The 18,447-nt window shown below is 70.8% G+C and carries 20 protein-coding genes; 10 read left to right on the top strand and 10 right to left on the bottom strand.

Annotated features, from left to right (window positions below; all coding sequences use genetic code 11):
- Positions 1 to 91 precede the first annotated feature (91 nt).
- The 4 genes from ACZ5NW_RS12375 to ACZ5NW_RS12390 all read left to right on the top strand — a co-directional run bounded on the left by ACZ5NW_RS12375 (position 92) and on the right by ACZ5NW_RS12390 (position 3,972).
- Positions 92 to 1,537 carry an MFS transporter gene (locus ACZ5NW_RS12375; protein ID WP_468743751.1) on the top strand — a complete coding sequence of 482 codons (1,446 nt, stop codon included), beginning with the start codon at positions 92 to 94 and terminating at the stop codon, positions 1,535 to 1,537.
- A 500-nt stretch (positions 1,538 to 2,037) separates the two neighbouring features.
- Positions 2,038 to 2,361, top strand: a complete 324-nt coding sequence (locus ACZ5NW_RS12380; RefSeq protein WP_468743752.1) for a hypothetical protein — start codon at positions 2,038 to 2,040, stop codon at positions 2,359 to 2,361.
- Positions 2,362 to 2,498: 137 nt separating this feature from the next.
- Positions 2,499 to 3,149 (top strand): metallopeptidase domain-containing protein, encoded by a 651-nt coding sequence (locus tag ACZ5NW_RS12385; protein ID WP_468743753.1) that lies wholly within the window; start codon positions 2,499 to 2,501, stop codon positions 3,147 to 3,149.
- Between the two features lie 13 nt (positions 3,150 to 3,162).
- Complete coding sequence (locus ACZ5NW_RS12390) at positions 3,163 to 3,972, top strand: hypothetical protein (protein WP_468743754.1); 810 nt, start codon at positions 3,163 to 3,165, stop codon at positions 3,970 to 3,972.
- Between the two features lie 20 nt (positions 3,973 to 3,992).
- On the opposite strand, the gene ACZ5NW_RS12395 is transcribed toward ACZ5NW_RS12390, so the two are convergent.
- Both ACZ5NW_RS12395 and ACZ5NW_RS12400 read right to left on the bottom strand, forming a co-directional pair.
- Positions 3,993 to 4,211, bottom strand: coding sequence for a hypothetical protein (locus tag ACZ5NW_RS12395; protein ID WP_468743755.1), 219 nt, complete (start codon positions 4,209 to 4,211; stop codon positions 3,993 to 3,995).
- 113 nt (positions 4,212 to 4,324) lie between these two features.
- The gene (locus ACZ5NW_RS12400; protein WP_468743756.1) at positions 4,325 to 5,752 is read right to left on the bottom strand and encodes an MFS transporter; all 1,428 of its coding nucleotides are present in this window, start codon (positions 5,750 to 5,752) and stop codon (positions 4,325 to 4,327) included.
- 101 nt (positions 5,753 to 5,853) lie between these two features.
- Here ACZ5NW_RS12400 and ACZ5NW_RS12405 point away from each other — a divergent pair, with 101 nt between their 5' ends.
- Complete coding sequence (locus tag ACZ5NW_RS12405) at positions 5,854 to 6,762, top strand: helix-turn-helix transcriptional regulator (protein ID WP_468743757.1); 909 nt, start codon at positions 5,854 to 5,856, stop codon at positions 6,760 to 6,762.
- Here ACZ5NW_RS12405 and ACZ5NW_RS12410 read toward each other — a convergent pair.
- Positions 6,743 to 7,333 carry a TetR/AcrR family transcriptional regulator gene (locus tag ACZ5NW_RS12410; protein ID WP_468743758.1) on the bottom strand — a complete coding sequence of 197 codons (591 nt, stop codon included), beginning with the start codon at positions 7,331 to 7,333 and terminating at the stop codon, positions 6,743 to 6,745. The genes ACZ5NW_RS12405 and ACZ5NW_RS12410 overlap by 20 nt on opposite strands.
- Before the next feature lie 40 nt (positions 7,334 to 7,373).
- A complete protein-coding gene (locus ACZ5NW_RS12415) occupies positions 7,374 to 8,396 on the bottom strand; it encodes an aldo/keto reductase (RefSeq protein WP_468743759.1) in 1,023 nt (340 codons plus the stop codon).
- A 173-nt stretch (positions 8,397 to 8,569) separates the two neighbouring features.
- Here ACZ5NW_RS12415 and ACZ5NW_RS12420 point away from each other — a divergent pair, with 173 nt between their 5' ends.
- On the top strand, positions 8,570 to 9,685 hold the full coding sequence (locus tag ACZ5NW_RS12420) for an endonuclease/exonuclease/phosphatase family protein (RefSeq protein ID WP_468743760.1): 1,116 nt from the start codon (positions 8,570 to 8,572) through the stop codon (positions 9,683 to 9,685).
- 60 nt (positions 9,686 to 9,745) lie between these two features.
- Here ACZ5NW_RS12420 and ACZ5NW_RS12425 read toward each other — a convergent pair whose 3' ends face one another.
- On the bottom strand, positions 9,746 to 11,128 hold the full coding sequence (locus ACZ5NW_RS12425) for a glycine--tRNA ligase (RefSeq protein ID WP_468743761.1): 1,383 nt from the start codon (positions 11,126 to 11,128) through the stop codon (positions 9,746 to 9,748).
- Positions 11,129 to 11,258: 130 nt separating this feature from the next.
- Here ACZ5NW_RS12425 and ACZ5NW_RS12430 point away from each other — a divergent pair, with 130 nt between their 5' ends.
- The 4 genes from ACZ5NW_RS12430 to ACZ5NW_RS12445 all read left to right on the top strand — a co-directional run bounded on the left by ACZ5NW_RS12430 (position 11,259) and on the right by ACZ5NW_RS12445 (position 14,396).
- Positions 11,259 to 12,218, top strand: a complete 960-nt coding sequence (locus ACZ5NW_RS12430) for a metal ABC transporter substrate-binding protein (protein ID WP_468743762.1) — start codon at positions 11,259 to 11,261, stop codon at positions 12,216 to 12,218.
- Positions 12,215 to 13,021, top strand: coding sequence for a metal ABC transporter ATP-binding protein (locus tag ACZ5NW_RS12435; RefSeq protein WP_468743763.1), 807 nt, complete (start codon positions 12,215 to 12,217; stop codon positions 13,019 to 13,021). The genes ACZ5NW_RS12430 and ACZ5NW_RS12435 overlap by 4 nt, the downstream gene beginning before the upstream one ends.
- On the top strand, positions 13,021 to 13,923 hold the full coding sequence (locus ACZ5NW_RS12440; protein ID WP_468743764.1) for a metal ABC transporter permease: 903 nt from the start codon (positions 13,021 to 13,023) through the stop codon (positions 13,921 to 13,923). Before ACZ5NW_RS12435 ends, ACZ5NW_RS12440 begins: the two co-directional genes overlap by 1 nt.
- Positions 13,924 to 13,985: 62 nt before the next feature.
- Positions 13,986 to 14,396, top strand: a complete 411-nt coding sequence (locus ACZ5NW_RS12445) for a Fur family transcriptional regulator (protein WP_468743765.1) — start codon at positions 13,986 to 13,988, stop codon at positions 14,394 to 14,396.
- A 77-nt stretch (positions 14,397 to 14,473) separates the two neighbouring features.
- On the opposite strand, the gene ACZ5NW_RS12450 is transcribed toward ACZ5NW_RS12445, so the two are convergent.
- The 5 genes from ACZ5NW_RS12450 to ACZ5NW_RS12470 form a co-directional block, all read right to left on the bottom strand.
- Entirely contained in the window at positions 14,474 to 15,325 is an 852-nt protein-coding gene (locus ACZ5NW_RS12450; RefSeq protein WP_468743766.1) for an isoprenyl transferase, read from the bottom strand.
- Positions 15,326 to 15,353: 28 nt separating this feature from the next.
- Positions 15,354 to 16,100 carry a DNA repair protein RecO gene (gene recO, locus ACZ5NW_RS12455; RefSeq protein ID WP_468743767.1) on the bottom strand — a complete coding sequence of 249 codons (747 nt, stop codon included), beginning with the start codon at positions 16,098 to 16,100 and terminating at the stop codon, positions 15,354 to 15,356.
- Positions 16,097 to 16,225, bottom strand: a complete 129-nt coding sequence (locus tag ACZ5NW_RS12460) for a hypothetical protein (RefSeq protein ID WP_468743885.1) — start codon at positions 16,223 to 16,225, stop codon at positions 16,097 to 16,099. Before ACZ5NW_RS12460 ends, recO begins: the two co-directional genes overlap by 4 nt.
- A 218-nt stretch (positions 16,226 to 16,443) precedes the next feature.
- Positions 16,444 to 17,436, bottom strand: a complete 993-nt coding sequence (locus ACZ5NW_RS12465; RefSeq protein ID WP_468743768.1) for a hypothetical protein — start codon at positions 17,434 to 17,436, stop codon at positions 16,444 to 16,446.
- Between the two features lie 44 nt (positions 17,437 to 17,480).
- The gene (locus ACZ5NW_RS12470; RefSeq protein WP_468743769.1) at positions 17,481 to 18,446 is read right to left on the bottom strand and encodes an SCO2521 family protein; all 966 of its coding nucleotides are present in this window, start codon (positions 18,444 to 18,446) and stop codon (positions 17,481 to 17,483) included.
- Position 18,447 lies beyond the last annotated feature (1 nt).

The following is an 18,447-nucleotide window of genomic DNA, read 5'->3' on the forward strand; positions in this document are numbered from 1 at the left end:
TTGTCGCGTACCGCGGGAGTAGTCAGCCGCACATTTAGTTAGCGGCACTTTTAGTTAGACGCACTATCGAAGCGGGCGTAGGCTGGACAGCATGCCCGAGCTCAGCCCTCGCCGCCGTCTGCTCGTGCTCGCCATCTGCTGCATGAGCCTGCTGATCGTGAGCCTCGACGTCACCGTGCTGAACGTGGCCCTGCCCGCCATGCAGCGCGACCTGCACGCCACCACGTCGGGCATGCAGTGGACCATCGACGCGTACACCCTCGTGCTGGCCTCCCTGCTGATGCTGGCGGGCTCCACGGCCGACCGTGTGGGCCGCAGGAAGGTCTTCATGACCGGGCTCGTGATCTTCTCCGCCGGCTCCCTGCTCTGCTCCCTCGCGCCGAGTCTGGGCCTGCTGATCGCGGCGCGCATGGTCCAGGCGGTGGGCGGCTCGATGCTCAACCCGGTCGCCATGTCGATCATCACCAACACGTTCACCGACCCGCGTGAGCGGGCCCGGGCGATCGGGGTGTGGGGCGCGGTGATCGGCATCTCCATGGCCGCGGGTCCCCTGGTGGGCGGCCTGCTGGTGGAGTCGGTGGGCTGGCGCTCGATCTTCTGGCTCAACCTCCCGGTCGGCCTGGCGGCCGTCCTGCTCACCCTCCGCTTCGTCCCGGAGTCCCGCGCCCCGAGGGCCCGCCGCCCCGACCCGGTCGGCCAGCTGCTGGTGATCGCCCTCTTCGGGTCGCTGACGTACGCGATCATCGAGGCGCCGGAGGCGGGCCTCGTACCGACGCTCCCCTTCGCGGCGGTGGCGCTCGCCGCGCTCGTCGCCCTGCTCCGCTACGAGCCGCGCCGCACCGAACCCCTCATCGATCTGCGGTTCTTCCGCTCGGTGCCGTTCAGCGGGGCCACGCTGACGGCGATCAGCGCGTTCGCGGCGCTGGGCGGCTTCCTGTTCCTGTCCACGCTGTATCTGCAGAACGTGCGGGGGCTGGACGCCCTGCACGCGGGCCTGTGGATGCTGCCGCTGGCCCTCCCGGCGTTCCTGTGCGCGCCGATCTCGGGCCGCCTGGTGGGCAGCCGGGGTCCGCGGCTGCCGCTGCTGATCGCGGGCGCGGCGATGACGGCGAGCGCCCTGCTCTTCGCCGCCTTCGACGCGGAGACCTCCGACATCACGCTCTTCGTGGGCTACACCCTGTTCGGCGTCGGCTTCGGCTTCGTCAACACGCCCATCACGAACACGGCGGTCTCCGGCATGCCCCGCGCCCAGGCGGGCGTCGCGGCGGCGGTCGCCTCCACGAGCCGCCAGCTCGGCCAGACGCTGGGCGTCGCGGTGATCGGCGCGGTCCTGGCGGCGGGCATCGGCGACGCCCCGTACCGCGCGGCCTTCGTCGAGGCCGCGGTCCCGGGCTGGTGGATCCTGGTCGGCTGCGGCCTGGCGATCCTGCTGCTGGGCGCGGTGGCCAACGGCCGCTGGGCCCGGGGGACGGCACGACGGACGGCGGAGCGACTGGAGGCGGCGGAGGTGCGGGAGGCGGCGGGCGTGGGGGTCTAGGGCCTGTCCGGCGGATCATGCCGCAGACGCGGGGCCTGGCACGCCCATCTGCGGCGTTGTCGTCGCTTGCCGATGCTCCGCATCGCCGCGCTCCTCCGCCTTGCAGCTGGCCGCACCAGGCCCCGCTCACCTGCGCTGACGAGGTCCCGCCGATATCCTGCGACCTGATCCGCCGGACAGGCCCTAGGCCGCCGTACAACGTCCCGGTGGCCGGCCGCCTTTCCCTGACGCCCTCTTCCCTGACGCCCACTTCCCTGACGCACCGAACGTTCCCCGGTGCTCGCGCGTCACAGGAGCACACGCACGAAGAGGAGCGGTCCATGCGTAGTGAACCGGGTGGTGTTCTGCCGCGTCGTGCCCTCGCGGCTTGTGTCGTCGGTCTCGGTCTGTTCGCCGCGGGGTGCGGAAGCGGCGGCGACGACGAAGGTGTGCGGGTCGTCGCGACGGAAGAGGGTGGGCGTGGACCCACCACCGCGGAATGGATCGCCTGTTCAAGGACCATGGCCGTCGGTGATGTCGTCTCGGTGCGGGCGGCCGCCGAGAAGGGGCATGTCGTGATGACGTTCGATGTCGCCGAGTGGCTCAAGCCGGGGCGCGGTGAGCGGCGGATCAGCCTCGATGTCGTCGATCCGGGGACCTACGACGAGCAGCGGCAGCTGAAGGCGGGGCAGCGGCTGCTGATCTCCGTGCCCGAGCGCGGGGACCAGGAACTCGGCGTGCTTCAGGGGGACTCGATCACGTCGGAGCGGGAGAAGGTCAGGGCCGCCCTCGACGAGGCGCGGAGCACCCCCTGCCCGTCGCCGTGGAGCACGACCGCCGGCTGAACGCCGGGTAGACCTCAACTCCTATATACGTTGCGCCAGTTGACCCACCGGTGCGCTAATTGGGGCGCGCGTGGCGCGTGGGGTGAATCGATACACCCGCGCGCCGCGCGCTGTCCGACAGGCGCGAAGGGGGAACTTTGACGCACGTCTCGATACGCAACGCCGGCCGGCTGGCCGGTGTCATCGCCCTGACCATGGGCTCCTTGTTCGGCATGGCTCCGACCGGCCACGCCGACGTCATCGACGCCGACTCGGCCGGCTCGATCGACAACATGATGCCGACCGCGCACTACGATCCGCCCTGCCGCAAGGGCCTGGTCTGCCAGACCGACAACGCGGACCTCACGTACTACATGGACTCCGGCGGCGACAACAAGCTGGAGGACGACGACAAGCGGATGGTGCGCAATGTGATGTCCGGCGAGTACAACCCCACCGATCTGTCGGTGAGTTACGACTCCACGCCGTCCTGGTCCGGCGACGCCGAGACCGACATCTACTACAGCGAGGGCACCGTCTCCGGCAGCGACAACGGGTTCACGTACTGCGAGAACGCCGGCGGCTCCGGCATCTACAAGTGCGACCAGCAGTACCTGAAGATCGAGCCCGGTCACTGGGGATATGGCCTGACCTGCCATGAGACCGGGCACGCCGTGGGGCTGCTGCACGGCGACGACTCCCAGCCGATGGTGGGCAGGCAGGACTCCCGGCTCGGCTGCATGAAGAAGTCGGTCAGCACGGAGGGCCTCGGCGACAACCAGCGCCGCAACATCAACGCGACGTACTGACACGGGGGTGGGCATGAAGAGAAAGACGGTCATCAGTGCGGGGGTGGGCGCGGCGTTGGCGGTCGCGTCCGCGCTCACCGTCAACGCCGTCGCCGACGGTGGCGCCGGCGGGACGGAACACAGCCAGGACCGGGGGATCATCCTCGCGGAGGGCGCCGACCGGCACCCCGCGCAGACCGCCGAGGACTGGGTGTCCTACGCCGACCACGCCGTCGTGGTCACCGCCCTCGACGAGAAGGCGGTCGAGCCCCCGACGGACGATCCGGACGACCCCGACGGGGAGGCGGGCCCGGTGCTGCGCAAGGTCACCCTCCGGGTCGACAAGGTCCTGTGGTCGGCGGCGAACCCCGCCCACGCGGCGCCCACCGTGTTCCAGTGGGACGCCTACGGCTGGCATCAGGACGAGGACGGGCAGCGCGTGAAGATGTCGGGGCACAACGAGCCCCGGATCGAACCCGGCCACACCTATGTGATGGCGCTGGAGTGGGAGCCCCCGCAGTGCCCGCAGGGCGACACGCCGACCCCGGGACGGTGGCGCGGCCTCGGCGACGAGTCCACGATCCCCTACGACGGCCAGCTGCTCGGCCAGGGCGAGTTCCAGGGCGAGACGCGCACGGCCGAGCCGGCCCGGGCGAACGGGGTCGCCGCGCTGGGCGCCCTGCCCGAGGGTGCGGCGCAGTACGTCCTGCGGGACCAGCTCACCGGCCAGAACGCGACGGCGCTGGCCCAGCGTCTCGCCGCCGCCCGGCCCACGGCGCAGGAACTGACCCAGGCCAAGTCCGCCGAGGCGGCCACACAGTCCCTGGCGAACGACTGCGCGTGACGCCGACGGGGCCGCGCGGCTCAGCGCTGCGCGGCCCCCTCTCCCGGATCCACCGTGGCCTGGTGTTCCTCCGCCAGGTGCTCCTCCGCCTTCAGCCACGGCAGGAACTGCGCCGACCTGCGCCAACCGCACGTCACACAGCGGATCGTGCGCTGGACGCCCGTACGCTCGACATGGACGACGTGTTCGCGTCCGTGCTGGTCCCAGCGGCTCACCTTGCTCGTCGTCAACTGCGGCATGACGCCTCCCGGGTCGGTTCCCTCGGTGCACGCAGCAAGGAGTGTGCAGCAAGACCTACATCAACAGGGAGACTTCCGTCCCGAGTTGACGAAGCCGTGTCCCGGGCCCCGGATCAGCTCACGCGCCGCGGCAGCCGCAGGCTCAGCAGACCCGTCACCACGATCCCCGCCAGCTGCACCGCCAGCGTGATGATCAGCGCGTCCCGCATGCCCGAGCCGGGGACCAGGGACAGGAACAGCGTGCCGAGGGTGGCCACGCCCAGGGAGAGCGCCGACTGCTGGGTGGTCACCATCACCCCGCTGCCCACGCCGGCCCGGGCGGGCGGCACCTCGGACATCACGATCCGCATGATGATGGGGAGTTGGAGCGCCTGCCCGGCACCGGCGACCGCCGCGCCCGGCAGCAGTTCGACGAAGCCCAGGTCGGGCCAGGAACGCCAGGCCGCCAGCACGATCAGCGCCACGCCCACGCCCTGGATCACCGAGCCCGCGCTCACCACCCGGGAGCCGAACCGGGTCACCAGGCGCGGCCCGGCGAGCGAGACGCACAGGAACACCACCGCCATCGGTGCGAGCGCCAGCCCGGCCGCCACCGGACCGAGGCCGGCGCCGCTCTGCAGGGCGACCGCGATGACGAACATGAAGCCGCTGAAGCCCATGCCGAACGGCACGATCAGCACCAGCCCGCGCCGCAGCGAGGCCAGTTCGAACAGGCTCGGCGGCACCAGGGGCGTACGGCCCTGTCGGTCGGCGCGCCGCTCCACGACGTAGAAGGTGGCGGCCACCAGCGGGAACGCGGCCAGGGACAGCCATGTCCACAGGGGCCAGCCGGCCGCCCGGCCCTCGGTGAGCGGGGCGAGCAGCGTCAGCAGGGCGACGGCGAGGAGCACGGTGCCGGGTCCGTCGACCGGCTCGGGGCGCTGGGAGCGGGTCTCGGGGACGCTCCGGGCGGCGAGCACCAGGCCGACGACGGCGACGGGGACGTTCACCAGGAACACCGAGCGCCAGCCGGTGCCCGCGAGGTCGGCGGCGACGAGTACCCCGCCGAGGATCTGGCCCGCGACCATGGACAGGCCGGCCGTGGCGCCGTAGAGGCTCATCGCGCGGGCGCGGCGCGGGCCCTCGGTGGCCGCCTGGATGGTGGCGAGGACCTGCGGGAGCATCGCGGCGGCCGCAGCGCCCTGCGCGACGCGTGCCGCGACCAGCGTCCAGGCGCCGGGCGCGAGTCCGCAGGCCAGCGAGGTCAGGCCGAAGGCGGCCATGCCGCCGATGAAGAGCCGGCGCCGTCCGAAGAGGTCGCCGAGCCGGCCGCCCAGGACGAGCAGGACGGCGTAGGCGACGCCGTAGCCGGCGACGACGAGTTCCAGGAGGGACTCGCTGGCCGCGAGGTCCTTGCCGATGGTGGGCAGGGCGACGTTGACGATGAAGAAGTCGATGAGGGGAAGGGCCGCGCCGAGCAGCACGGTGAACAGTCCGAGCCCGCCGAGTGCGGGGGGCGCCGAAGTCGTCCGTACGGCGCGGGGGGCAATGATGTCGGTCACGGTGTCGAGCCTGCTCCGCCACTCAGACTGGTACCAGAGTGTCCTTATCCTGGTAGCAGGAGTACCTGGAAACAGGGTCCGGGTGGGGGCAGGCTGGAGGCATGACGACCATGGCACAGGAGAGCACCCCGAGGACCGCCGTGGCGGGCGGCGGGGCGGAGATCCGGCGGCACGAGCTGGCCGCCTTCCTGCGCAGCCGCCGTGAGCGGATCACCCCGGAGCAGGTCGGGCTGCCGCGCGGCGCACGCCGCCGTACGCCCGGGCTGCGCCGCGAGGAGGTCGCCCACCTGTCCGCGGTCGGCGTCACCTGGTACACGTGGCTGGAGCAGTCCCGGGACATCCAGGTCTCCGTGCAGGTCCTCGACGCGCTCGCGCGCACCCTGCTGCTGGACGCCAGCGAACGCGCCCACCTCTTCCAGCTCGCCGGCGCCACCGATCCGACGCCGGCGTCACGCTGCTCGGGGGTGACCGACGCGCTGCGCGAACTGCTGCGCCAGCTGGAGCCGATCCCGGCCTGCGTCCAGAACCCCCGGTACGACATCCTCGCCTACAACCGCACCTACGCCCGGCTGCTGGGCGACCTCGACGCCGTGCCGGAGGAGGACCGCAATCTGATGCTCCTGGTGCACACCGACCCGCGCTGGCGGGCCGCGGTCGTCGACGCCGAGGGGACCATGCGGCTGATGGCCGCCAAGCTGCGCGCCTCGATGGCCGGACACCTGGGCGAGCCCGCCTGGAAGATGCTGGTCGCCCGCCTCCAGGCGGAGTCCCCCGAATTCCGGGAGAACTGGGAGCGCTACGAGATCGTCAGCGGCCCCCTCAGCAAGACCAAGCGGTTCCGCAACCCGTACGTCGGCCTCCTCAGCCTCAACCACACCGACCTGTATCTGAACCCGGAGTTCGGGGGCCGCATGGTGACGTACGTCCCGGTGGACGAGGAGTCCCGGGCACGCCTGGACCGGCTGTACGCGATGGTGACGGCGGAGGAACCTACGGCCGCAGCCCTCTGATCACCAGGTCCACCACCGCCGCCAACTCGCCCTCGATGCCCGGCTGTTGCCATTCGCGCACGTAGCACGGGTCGTGGAAGCGGCCCGTCGCCTGGAAGACCGCGCGGGCCGCCGTCTCCGGGTCCGGGACGGCGGCGAAGACGCCCGTCGCGACCCCCGCGCGCAGGATGTCCGCGAGCTGGCCCGTCATGTCGTCGATGTGCTCACCGACCGCCGCGCCCGCCTCCTCGACCAGCACCATGTAGGTCGCGAACAGCTCGGGGTCCTCGCCCGCCTTGTTCCGCTTCGCCTCGAAGAGGGCCGTCAGCCAGTCCCGCAGCCGGGTCTCGGGCGCGCCGTCCGAGGCCGCGATGCCGGCCAGCTCCAGCGACGTACGGTCCAGCCATCGCTTGGTCACCGCCTCACGCAGCGCCGCCTTCGTCCGGAAATGGCGGTAGACGCTGCCGTGGCTGACGCCGAGCGCGCGGGCCACGTCGACCACGGTGGCCTTCGCCGGGCCGTGGCGGCGCAGCACCTCCTCGGTCGCTTCGAGGATGCGCTCGGCGGTCAGGGTCTCGGTGGTCGCTGCCATGTCATAGACCGTACGTCATGGGCCGTACGGGGCAGCGCGCTCAGCGCTCGCTGTCGAGGTGGGCCATGGCCGCGGCCGGGTAGCGGTCGCCGGCCACCGCGTCCGCCGGCACGGCCTCCTCGATCGCCGCCAGGTCGGCCGCGTCCAGGGTGACGTCCAGCGCGCCCAGCGACTCGCCGAGCCGCTCGCGGGTGCGGGCGCCGATCAGCGGCACGATGTCCGTGTTGTGCCGCGGGCCCTGCGACAGCACCCAGGCGATGGCGATCTGCGCGACCGTCACGCCCTTCTGTTCGGCGATCTTGCGCAGGGCCTCGACCAGGGTCAGGTTGCGCTGGAGGTTCTCGCCCTGGAAGCGCGGGGAGTGGGCGCGGAAGTCGTTCGCCGCGAGCCGCCGGTCCTGGGTGTAGTGGCCGGAGATCAGGCCGCGGGAGAGCACGCCGTACGCGGTGACACCGATGCCCAGTTCGCGCAGGGTGGGCAGGATCTCCCGCTCGATACCCCGGCTGACCAGCGCGTATTCGATCTGGAGGTCGGCGATCGGGGCGGTGGCGGCGGCTCGCCGGATGGTCTCGGCGCCGACCTCGCTCAGGCCGATGTGCCGGACGTACCCCTTCTCGACCAGTTCGGCGATGGCGCCGACGGTCTCCTCGATCGGGACGTCCGGGTCGAGGCGGGCGATGCGATAGACGTCGATGTGGTCGACGCCGAGGCGCTGGAGGGAGTAGGAGGCGAAGTTCTTCACGGCGGCCGGGCGGCCGTCGTAGCCCAGCCAGTTGCCCTCCGGGTCGCGCAGGCCGCCGAATTTCACGCTGGTCAGGGCCTGTTCGCGCAGGGCCGCCGGGGCGCTGCGCAGGGCCTCGCCGATCAGCATCTCGTTGTGGCCCATGCCGTAGAAGTCGCCCGTGTCCAGCAGGGTGACGCCGGCTTCCAGGGCGGCGTGGACGGTCGCGATGGACTCCGCGCGGTCGGCGCCGCCGTAGAACGCGGACATGCCCATGCAGCCGAGGCCGAGGGCGGAGACCTGGGGGCCGGTGGTTCCGAGGGTTCGGGTCTGGATCGTCATGCCTCCACCTTCGCACAAACAGCTGACAGATTTCAATCTCTGTCATTCCATATCTGTCATTGTTGATCTGTGAAGGAGCGTGATCCGACGGAGAATCGAAGGGTCGGCGAGCAGTCCCCCTGGCGGCGCCTGCCGCCGGCCCGCGGCCCCGCTGCGCCGCCCGGAGGCATGCCATGACCGTCCGTATCGCCACCTTCAACGCGGAGAACCTCTTCCGGCGCCCCACGGTCTTCCGCATCGAGGACGATCAGAAGCGGCAGGAGATCCTCACGGACTACACCGAGCTGGTCGGCCTCCTGGAGCACAAGACCTACAGCGCGAAGGACAAGAAGGCCATCGCCGCGATCATCAAGAAGCACCACGTGGACGACTCGCGCGAGAACAGTCCGCGCCCGTTCTTCGTCAACGAGACCCGTGGCATCAACACCCTGTTCGAGAAGGACAGCAGCGAGCCCAACGGGTTCCACATCAAGCCGGACGGCCGCGCGGGCTGGACGGGCTGGGTCCAACTCGTCCAGGACGACCTCGACTTCACCGCCGTCCACAACACGGGCCGAGTGATCGCCGAGGTCGACGCCGACATCCTGCTCACGGTGGAGGTGGAGGACCGGCTGACCCTGCTCCGCTTCAACGAGCAGGTGCTGGGAGACGTCCTGCACAAGGCCCCGTACCCGTATGTGTATCTGATCGACGGCAACGACCCCCGCGGCATCGACGTCGGGATCTGCAGTCGTTACCCCATCACGTCGATCAGGTCGCACGTCTACGACCCCGACCCGGACCGCCCGGGAGAGCCCCTGTTCAGCCGGGACTGCCCCGAGTTCGAGATCCAGGTCGGCGGACCGCCCCTGTGGCTCCTGGGCAACCACCTCAAGAGCAAGTTCCACGACATCGCGGATCTGCGCACGGCCCAGGCCCAGCATGTGGCCTCGCTCTACCAGGCCGCCCTGGAGCGCTCCCCGCGCGTCGTGGTCGCCGGGGACTTCAACGACGTCCCGGACAGCCCGCCCCTCAAGGCCGTCCTGGCCACCGGGCTGCGCGACGCGATGAGCCACCCGAGCTACCCGGACCCGACGGTCCACCCGGGCACCTTCCACGAGTGCACCAAGACCGACCAGAAGATCGACTACCTGCTGCTGTCACCGCAGCTGTGGGACCGGGTGGAGCACGTCGGCATCGAGCGGCGCGGCATCTTCGTGACGCCGGACGGCGACCAGTTCGGCACGGTCAAGTCCCCGTTCGACGCCGCATCGGACCACGCCGCGGTGTGGGTGGACCTGGACCTGTAGACACGACGGTGCCGGGCCCCTCGCACTCGCCGTACGAGGGACCCGGCACCGGAGGATCGATCAGGCGCCGATCAGACGCGAGGCCAGGTAGCCCTCGATCTGGTCGAGCGACACGCGCTCCTGCTTCATCGAGTCGCGCTCGCGAACCGTCACCGCGTTGTCCTCAAGGGTGTCGAAGTCGACCGTCACGCAGAACGGCGTACCGATCTCGTCCTGGCGGCGGTAGCGGCGGCCGATGGCGCCCGCGTCGTCGAACTCGATGTTCCAGTGCTGGCGCAGCGCCTGGGCGAGGCCCTTGGCCTTCGGGGACAGCTCCGGGTTGCGGGACAGCGGGAGCACCGCGACCTTCACCGGGGCCAGGCGGTGGTCGAGGCGCAGCACCGTGCGCTTCTCCATCTTGCCCTTGGCGTTGGGGGCCTCGTCCTCGACGTACGCGTCCAGCAGGAACGCGAGCAGCGCACGGCCGACACCGGCCGCGGGCTCGATGACGTACGGCGTCCAGCGCTCGCCGGCCTCCTGGTCGAAGTAGGAGAGGTCCTGGCCGGAGGCCTTGGAGTGCGAGGAGAGGTCGTAGTCGGTGCGGTTGGCGACGCCCTCCAGCTCGCCCCACTCGTTGCCGCCGAACTGGAAGCGGTACTCGATGTCGGCGGTGCGCTTGGAGTAGTGGGAGAGCTTCTCCGCCGGGTGCTCGTACCAGCGCATGTTCTCCTCACGCAGGCCGAGGCCGGTGTACCAGTTCCAGCGCTGCTCCATCCAGTACTCCTGCCACGTCTCGTCCTCGCCCGGCTTGACGAAGAACTCCATCTCCATCTGCTCGAACTCGCGGGTGCGGAAGATGAAGTTGCCGGGCGTGATCTCGTTGCGGAAGGACTTGCCCATCTGGGCGATGCCGAACGGCGGCTTGCGGCGCGAAGTGGACTGCACCTGGGCGAAGTTGGTGAAGATGCCCTGGGCGGTCTCGGGGCGCAGGTAGGCGATGGAGCCGGTGTCCTGGGTCGGGCCGAGGTGGGTGGAGAGCAGGCCGGAGAACTGCTTGGGCTCGGTGAACTGGCCCTTGTTGCCGCAGTTGGGGCAGTTGACGTCGGCCAGGCCGTTCGCCGGGGCGTGGCCCTTCTTCTCCTCGTACGCCTCTTCCAGGTGGTCCGCGCGGAACCGCTTGTGGCAGGCGGTGCACTCGGTCAGCGGGTCCGTGAAGGTGGCGACGTGGCCGGAGGCGACCCAGACCTCGGGGGCCAGGATGACGGACGAGTCGATACCGACCACGTCCTCGCGCGACGTCACCATGTAGCGCCACCACTGGCGCTTGATGTTCTCCTTGAGCTCGACACCCAGCGGCCCGTAGTCCCAGGCGGCACGCTGACCGCCGTAGATCTCACTGCAGGGGAAAACGAAGCCACGGCGCTTGCTCAGGCTGACGATGGTGTCGATCTTGTCGGCGGCCACGGTGCTCTCTTCATACGACGGTGGGCGAGCTAATGCTTCAGGGTACCGGCGGGGACTCCCCCTCAATCAAATCGGTGGCCTGCGTCACCTTTATTGACAACGGTTTCCATGTTTGTTGAAAATGACTGTCATGAACGTACGACGACACCACATATCCGGCGCGGCCGTCGCGGCCGTGACGGCGCTGGGCCTCGGCTCCCTCTCCGCCTGCTCCACCGCCGGCGCCGTCGGTAACACGGACAAGTTCGACGTCGTCGCGTCGTTCTACCCGATGGCCTTCCTCGCCGAGCGGATCGGCGGCGACCACGTGAAGGTCACCAGCCTCACCGAACCCGGCCAGGAACCGCACGACCTGGAGATCAGCGCCCAGCAGCGGGCACAGCTGGAGGAGTCCGACGCGGCCCTCTACCTCAAGGGCCTGCAGCCCTCCGTCGACGACGCGATCTCCCAGGCCGGCGTGAAGACGAAGATCGACGCGGCCGGGCTGACCTCCCTGGAGGAGCACGGCAACGAGGTCGGCGGCCACGCGGCCGAGCACGACGACCAGCACGGCGAGGAGGAGAAGGGCGGCAAGGACCCCCACATCTGGCTCGACCCCGTGAAGTACGCCGAGGTCGCCAAGGGCGTCGGAGCCGCCTTCGAGAAGGCCGACCCGGACCACGCGGCCGACTACCGCAAGAACACCGCCGCCCTCGTCGCCCAGCTCGGCGAACTCGACACCGAGTTCAAGAACGGCCTGGCGAACACCCGGTCCAAGGTCTTCATCACCACGCACGCCGCCTTCGGCTACCTCGCCGAGCGCTACGGCCTGACCGAGGAGGCCATCAACGGCCTGGACCCCGAGTCGGAGCCCAGCGCGGCCCGGGTCAAGGACCTTGAGAAGATGGCGAAGGCCGACGGCGTCACCACCGTGTTCTACGAGACGCTCGTCAGCGACAAGACCGCGAAGACCATCGCCTCCGACTCCGGACTGAAGACGGACGTCCTCGACCCGATCGAGGGCATCACGGACCAGTCCCGGGGCCAGGACTACTTCGCGGTCCAGAAGGCCAACCTCAAGGCGCTCCAGACCGCCCTGGGAAGCAAATGACCGACACGGAGGACGACATGGGCGCGACCAGCGAGCCCGGCGAACCCGTCATTGCCCTGCGCGGTGTCCACGCCGAGCTGGGCTCCCGCCCCGTCCTGCGCGGGATCGACCTCACCGTGCGCCGCGGTGAGGTCGTCGCGCTGCTCGGCGCGAACGGCTCCGGCAAGTCGACGGCCGTGCGCACGGTCATCGGCCAGGTCCCGGCGAGCGCCGGGGAGATCGAGCTGTTCGGCACCCCGCGGCGCCGCTTCCGCGAGTGGGCGCGCGTCGGATACGTCCCGCAGCGCACGACCGCCGCGGGCGGCGTCCCGGCGACGGTCACCGAGGTCGTCTCCTCCGGCCGGCTCTCCCGCACCCGCTTCGGCCTCTTCCGCAAGGCCGACCACGAGGCGGTCCGGCACGCCCTGGAGCTCGTCGGCATGGCCGACCGGGCCAAGGACTCGGTGAACGCCCTGTCCGGCGGCCAGCACCAGCGGGTGCTGATCGCCCGCGCCCTCGCCGCCGCACCCGAGCTGCTGATCATGGACGAGCCGATGGCCGGCGTCGACCTGGCCAGCCAGGAGGTGCTCGCCCGCACCCTGGAGGAGCAGGTCGCGGCCGGGACGACCGTGCTGCTCGTCCTGCACGAACTGGGCCCGCTGGAGCCGCTGATCGACCGGGCGGTCGTCCTGCGCGACGGCTGCGTGGTCCACGACGGCCCGCCCCCGAGAGCGGTCGGCCAGCACGCCCTGCCCGGCCACGACCACGTCCACCCGCACGCTCCGGCGGGCACCGAACCGATCCGCACGGGACTGCTCAGCTGATGGAATTCCTCGACTACGGCTTCATGCAACGGGCGCTGCTGGCGGCGGTGCTCGTCGGCGTCACCGCCCCCGCCATCGGCATCTACCTCGTACAGCGCCGCCAACCGCTGATGGGCGACGGCATCGGGCACGTGGCGATGACCGGTGTCGGCCTCGGCTTCCTGCTGAACACCTCGCCGGTCTGGATGGCCACCGCCGTCTCCGCCCTCGGCGCGATCCTGATGGAACTGATCCGCTGGTACGGCAAGGCCCGCGGCGACATCGCCCTCGCCATGCTCTTCTACGGCGGCATGGCCGGCGGTGTGATGTTCGTGAACCTCGCGCCGGGCGGCTCCAACGCGAACCTGAGCTCCTATCTCTTCGGCTCGCTGTCGACGGTGTCGCCGCAGGACGTCACGGCCATCACCCTGCTGGCCGCGTTCGTCGTCCTGGTCACCCTGGTGCTGCGCCGCCAGCTGTTCGCGGTCAACCAGGACGAGGAGTTCGCCCGGGTCACCGGGCTGCCGGTGCGCGCCCTGAACCTGCTCACCGCGGTGACGGCGGCGGTCACCGTCACCGTCGCGATGCGGGTCGTCGGCCTGATCCTGGTCTCCGCGCTCATGGTCGTCCCGGTCGCCGCCGCCCAGCAGCTCACCCGTGGTTTCGCCGCGACCTTCGCGATCGCGGTGGCCATCGGCGTGACCGTGACGATCAGCGGCACGATCACGTCGTACTACCAGAACGTGCCGCCCGGCGCGACGATCGTGCTGCTGACCATCGCGGCGTTCATCGCGCTGACGGCCCTGGCCGCCCCGCTGGCCCGGCGGCGCGCCCTCGCGGCGGCGACGGCACAGGCCGCCGCCGACCCCGTCGAGTGCGCGATTCCGGCCAGCCGGGGGGCCGGCGACGGAATCGGCGTCTGACCGCCGACAGCCCGGGCTGGCACAATGGCCCGGCAGGCGCAGACGCGTGAGGAGGACAACCGGTGACGACCGCTGGACCGCCCGTGAAGGGCCGCTCCACCCGGCAGCGTGCGGCCGTGGCGGCGGCGCTCGACGAGGTCGACGAGTTCCGCAGCGCGCAGGAGCTCCACGACATGCTCAAGCACAAGGGCGACTCCGTCGGGCTGACCACGGTCTACCGCACGCTCCAGTCCCTGGCCGACGCCGGCGAGGTCGACGTCCTGCGCACCTCCGACGGCGAGTCGGTGTACCGCCGCTGCTCCAGCGGGGAGCACCACCACCACCTCGTGTGCCGTGCCTGTGGCAAGGCCGTGGAGGTGGAGGGGCCGGCGGTGGAGAAGTGGGCGGAGGCGATCGCCGCGGAGCACGGGTACGTCAATGTGGCGCATACCGTGGAGATCTTCGGTACCTGTGCGGAGTGCGCCGCGGGGTGATCCTTCGCCCGCGGGCCGGTGGGGGTTGATCGCGCAGTTCCCCGCGCCCCTTTCGGGGCGCGGTCGGCTCCGTCGGACTACGACACGGTGTCGTCGCCGCGCATCGCCGCTTCCATCGCCAGCAGTTCCTCGTTCGGCACGGCGCCGCCGAACCGCCGGTCGCGGGAGGCGAATTCGACGCAGGCCCGCCACAGGTCACGGCGGTCGAAGTCCGGCCACAGGACGTCCTGGAAGACCATCTCGGCGTAGGCGCTCTGCCACAGCAGGTAGTTGGAGGTGCGCTGCTCGCCGCTCGGGCGCAGGAAGAGGTCGACGTCCGGCATGTCCGGGTAGTACAGGTACTTCTGGATCGTCTTCTCGGTGATCTTCGACGGGTCGAGGCGCCCCGCCTTCACGTCCTCCGCCATCGCCTGCGCGGCGTCGGCGATCTCGGCGCGGCCGCCGTAGTTCATGCAGAAGTACAGGGTCAGCCGGTCGTTGTCCTTGGTCTGCTCCTGGGCGATCTGGAGCTCCTTGGCGACCGACTTCCACAGCTTGGGCATCCGGCCCACCCAGCGCACCCGGATGCCGAGCTCGTCGAGCTGGTCGCGGGTCTTGCGGATGAAGTCGCGGTTGAAGTTCATCAGGAAGCGCACCTCGTCGGGCGAGCGCTTCCAGTTCTCGGTGGAGAAGGCGTACAGCGAGATGTTGCGGACGCCGATCTCCACGCCGCCCTGGAGCACATCGAGGACCCGCTCGGCGCCGACCTTGTGCCCTTCGGTGCGGGGCAGCCCGCGCTCCTTGGCCCAGCGGCCGTTGCCGTCCATGACGATCGCCACATGGGTGGGCACCAGCTCACCGGGGAGCTTCGGCGCGCGGGCGCCGGACGGGTGCGGTTCCGGCGCCCTGTACTCCCGGCGCTGCCGTCCGAGGAGTCCGCGTACGACCATGTGCTTTCGTCTCCCTTTGCTTCGGGTGTCACTTCTCGACGTACCTGAGTGAGCGCAGTCCGCGCTCCAGGTGCCAGTGCAGGTAGGCGGAGACCAGTCCGCTGCCCTCCCGCACGTGGCGGGCCTCGCAGGCGTCCGCCGTCTCCCAGTCTCCCGTAAGCAGAGCACCGAGCAGGACCAGGGTCTGCGGGGAGGGTACGACGCTGCCCGGCACGCGGCAGTCGACGCAGACGCTGCCGCCGGAGGCGACCGAGAAGAAGCGGTTCGGGCCGGGCAGGCCGCATTTCGCGCAGTCGCCGAAGCTGGGGGCGTAGCCGTTGACGGCGAGGGAGCGCAGCAGGAAGGCGTCGAGGACGAGGTGGGGGGCGTGCTCGCCGCGGGCGAGGGTGCGCAGGGCGCCGACCAGCAGCAGATACTGCTGCACCGCCGGCTCGCCCTCGTGGTCGGTGAACCGCTCGGCGGTCTCCAGCATGGCCGTGCCGGCGGTGTAGCGGGCGTAGTCGGTGACGATGCCGCCGCCGTACGGGGCGATGGTCTCGCTCTGGGTGCACAGGGGCAGCCCCCGGCCGACCAGCTCGCTCCCCCGCGCGAAGAACTGCACGTCGACGTGGGAGAAGGGTTCGAGCCGGGCACCGAACTTGGACTTGGTGCGCCGAACCCCCCGAGCCACGGCCCGCACCCGCCCGTGCCCCCGGGTGAGCAAGGTGATGATCCGATCCGCCTCACCCAGCTTCTGGGTGCGCAGCACGATGCCGTCGTCTCGGAACAGACTCATCGCGCACCGACCCGGGACTGCTGGGGGTGCGGGGGTCGTCCCCCGCAGGGTCGCAGCATGATCCGGTCCGCCTCACCCAGCTTCTGGGTGCGCAGCACGATGCCGTCGTCGCGGAACAGACTCATACGGCCATTCTCGCCTACGCGCGGGGGGTCTCGTGCGGGGCCCACGACGATCGCCGGGTTGCGAGCGCTCCCGCTGATCGTGGCGCCGGCCGCGGCACCGACCGGGTCGCCCGCACGCCGGCGGCCCGGTCGGTGAGCGGGCAGACGACGACAGCGGCGCTGACCGCCCTGTGGGGCGTGCTCGCGGCTCTCACGGGCCCGGCCCCGCGCCCGACGTGTCAGGGATCCGTGGGATCGGGCGTATTCGTCAGCGACCTCAACGCCGCCGGCTCCGGAACCCCGTTCGCCGACGGGGTCTCCCCCGCCGCGTCCCACAACTGGTTGAAGCGGCGGATCAGCGGCTGGACGAGGTCCGCGCGGGCGTTCACGGCCGTCGAGGAGTTCACGCTGAGCTGGTCGGCGTGGATCTCGTACGACAGGGCCGCGTCGAAGACGATGAAGTCGATCATCTTGCCGCGCCGCAGATGGGCGGGGAGCTGGTCGAGGACGACCACCCGGACGTCGATGCCCATCTCCCGCTGCTCCTCGCAGATCGGGGCGAGCGCCGCGCGCTCCCGGCGTTCCTTCACGATGAACAGGCGGCGGACGGTGATGCCCCGTTCGAGGATCGCCTCCCGCTGGGCGGTGAGATACCGGCTGGCGGGCTCCGTGGACCAGAAACCGTCGTCGACGACAGTGGTGCTGATGGCGTCGATGCTCCTCCGGGTGCACTTGGTGAGCGTCATCAGCCAGTCGTGGTTCTCGCCCGGTGTCTCCGCGCTGAGGTTGGTGAGGTCCTCCATCTGGGCGGCGAGCCGGTTGATCTCCTCGTGCGCGAAGTCGTGCAGGATGTCCGGCCCGGTGGAGACCACCTTGGTGGCGTGTTCGGCGAGCCGCGGCACGCCGTCGCCGCGTAACTTCTCCACCTCCTTGAAGAGTTTCGTCGCCTCGCCTATGTCCGCGAACCGCCGCTCCACCGCGTCCTTGAGATCGGCCAGCTGGTGCGCGAACGAGATCATGAACTGGGTGATCAGCACCGCCCCGCCGCACAGCACGGACAGCACGAGCTGCCAGGGTCCGTCGTCGTCGGGCAGCAGGACGTTGGTGAGGATGTAGACGACGCCGCCGACGACGACGGTGACCAGGAACTTCTGGGTCACCCGCCGGGCGCCGTCGGCGTCGGTTCTGCGTGCGGGGTCGGTGGGGTGGTACGGGCGCGTCGGTGCATTCATCTCTCTTTCTCCCCCCGTCGGGATGGTGCGTGCGTCGTACGTGATCAGCGTGCCGCGAGCGGGTCGTCGAGCCGCTCGCGTTGCGCGAGCAGTGCGCGGAGGGCCAGCTGGTCCCGGATGCGCTGGGACAGGGCCTCCCACTGGCGGGTGAAGCCGGGCGTCTCCTCCATCTCGGACCACAGCCCGGTCAGGGTGCGCTCGGTCCGGGCCCTCGGCATCCACAGGTGCAGCAGATGGTCGACGAGCGGCCCCAGTACATTGCGTACGGCCTTGCCCTCGCTGGTGCCGACGCGCAGGCCGTCGAGCTTGTCGCCGACGGTGGTCAGCAGCCAGTCGTGCAGGGCGAGGTCCTCGCACAGTCCGGCCGCGGCGGCCGGTGCGGTGCCCTCGGGCAGCCGCAGTTCCACGGTGCGCAGGTCGTCGTCCGCCACGGTGAAGTGGACGGAGGGCCCGGCCCCGGCGGGGGCGGGCAGCGCCGCCCACCGCAGTCTGGTGGTGGGGGTGTTGAGCGGTGTGTCGTAGTCCAGTGAGGGCCCGCGGGAGATCCGGGTGAGCAGGTCCTCGGCGACGGGGCCGATGTCGAGTTCGTCGGGGCGGTGCCCGGTGAGGAAGCCCTCGGCGACGTCCGGTGCGGGCAGGGCGCCGACGGGCACGAGCTCACCGGGCCGGACGAGGTAGTAGCCCCAGGGCTGTCGCCGGTCGGGTCCGCGTGCCGGGGCGCGGAAGTGCGCGGTGGCCTGGAGCACCCGTCCCTCGGTGAGCACGGCGTGGGCCGCGATGGTGCCGACGGCGCGGACCTTGGCGCCGGCGGCGGTGGGCAGCCGGCAGTCGACGCCGGTGAGGACGTCCGGGGAGACGGCGCAGCGGTTGGGGCGCCGGGATATCCGGACGCGTTCGTCGGCGCGCAGCCGCAGCAGTTCCTCGGCGGTCCGCTCGTCGACCGCTTCCCGGTTGGGCAGCAGGCAGGTGCGTACCTCGCCGCAGGCCAGAACCGTGCTGGAAGCGTCCATG

Source organism: Streptomyces sp. NPDC032126 (assembly GCF_055580085.1).

What these genes read in the sequence shown, in the direction of transcription:
- ACZ5NW_RS12415 (WP_468743759.1), bottom strand. Translation starts at nt 8,396, where the DNA reads ATGACGATCCAGACCCGAACCCTCGGAACCACCGGCCCCCAGGTCTCC.
- recO (WP_468743767.1), bottom strand. Translation starts at nt 16,100, where the DNA reads ATGAGTCTGTTCCGAGACGACGGCATCGTGCTGCGCACCCAGAAGCTG.
- ACZ5NW_RS12430 (WP_468743762.1), top strand. Translation starts at nt 11,259, where the DNA reads ATGAACGTACGACGACACCACATATCCGGCGCGGCCGTCGCGGCCGTG.
- ACZ5NW_RS12460 (WP_468743885.1), bottom strand. Translation starts at nt 16,225, where the DNA reads ATGAGTCTGTTCCGCGACGACGGCATCGTGCTGCGCACCCAGAAGCTG.
- ACZ5NW_RS12380 (WP_468743752.1), top strand. Translation starts at nt 2,038, where the DNA reads ATGGCCGTCGGTGATGTCGTCTCGGTGCGGGCGGCCGCCGAGAAGGGG.
- ACZ5NW_RS12435 (WP_468743763.1), top strand. Translation starts at nt 12,215, where the DNA reads ATGACCGACACGGAGGACGACATGGGCGCGACCAGCGAGCCCGGCGAA.
- ACZ5NW_RS12440 (WP_468743764.1), top strand. Translation starts at nt 13,021, where the DNA reads ATGGAATTCCTCGACTACGGCTTCATGCAACGGGCGCTGCTGGCGGCG.
- ACZ5NW_RS12375 (WP_468743751.1), top strand. Translation starts at nt 92, where the DNA reads ATGCCCGAGCTCAGCCCTCGCCGCCGTCTGCTCGTGCTCGCCATCTGC.
- ACZ5NW_RS12470 (WP_468743769.1), bottom strand. Translation starts at nt 18,446, where the DNA reads ATGGACGCTTCCAGCACGGTTCTGGCCTGCGGCGAGGTACGCACCTGC.
- ACZ5NW_RS12450 (WP_468743766.1), bottom strand. Translation starts at nt 15,325, where the DNA reads ATGGTCGTACGCGGACTCCTCGGACGGCAGCGCCGGGAGTACAGGGCG.
- ACZ5NW_RS12405 (WP_468743757.1), top strand. Translation starts at nt 5,854, where the DNA reads ATGACGACCATGGCACAGGAGAGCACCCCGAGGACCGCCGTGGCGGGC.
- ACZ5NW_RS12395 (WP_468743755.1), bottom strand. Translation starts at nt 4,211, where the DNA reads ATGCCGCAGTTGACGACGAGCAAGGTGAGCCGCTGGGACCAGCACGGA.
- ACZ5NW_RS12410 (WP_468743758.1), bottom strand. Translation starts at nt 7,333, where the DNA reads ATGGCAGCGACCACCGAGACCCTGACCGCCGAGCGCATCCTCGAAGCG.
- ACZ5NW_RS12465 (WP_468743768.1), bottom strand. Translation starts at nt 17,436, where the DNA reads ATGAATGCACCGACGCGCCCGTACCACCCCACCGACCCCGCACGCAGA.
- ACZ5NW_RS12390 (WP_468743754.1), top strand. Translation starts at nt 3,163, where the DNA reads ATGAAGAGAAAGACGGTCATCAGTGCGGGGGTGGGCGCGGCGTTGGCG.
- ACZ5NW_RS12420 (WP_468743760.1), top strand. Translation starts at nt 8,570, where the DNA reads ATGACCGTCCGTATCGCCACCTTCAACGCGGAGAACCTCTTCCGGCGC.